Origin of the sequence: Klebsiella sp. EMBS2024 (assembly GCF_036233805.1) — a bacterium.
Lineage (GTDB): Bacteria > Pseudomonadota > Gammaproteobacteria > Enterobacterales > Enterobacteriaceae > Klebsiella > Klebsiella pneumoniae.
In genome coordinates this window covers 670,578-670,876 of record NZ_JAZARW010000001.1, presented here as the reverse complement: position 1 = coordinate 670,876, position 299 = coordinate 670,578, and the positions used below count along the sequence as shown (strand labels likewise).

The following is a 299-nucleotide window of genomic DNA, read 5'->3' as shown; positions in this document are numbered from 1 at the left end:
CGCGGCGTCGATCTGGTGCCGGTGGTAGCCGACTCCACGTCAACGGCCAAAATCGCGCCGTTTATTAAACAGTTCCCCGGCCGGCTGGTGAACGTCGGCATCGCCGAGCAGAGCATGGTCGGCACCGCCGCCGGTCTGGCGCTGGGCGGAAAAGTGGCTGTGACCTGTAACGCCGCGCCGTTTCTTATCTCGCGGGCCAATGAGCAAATCAAAGTGGATGTCTGTTACAACAACACCAACGTCAAGCTGTTTGGCCTTAACGCCGGAGCCAGCTACGGCCCGCTGGCCAGCACCCACCA

Annotated in this window: 1 pseudogene; it reads left to right on the top strand. The window is 61.9% G+C overall.

The window, feature by feature from the left end:
• Nucleotides 1-299 (top strand): annotated as a pseudogene (locus VZP09_RS03065) (transketolase family protein); the annotation flags it as partial.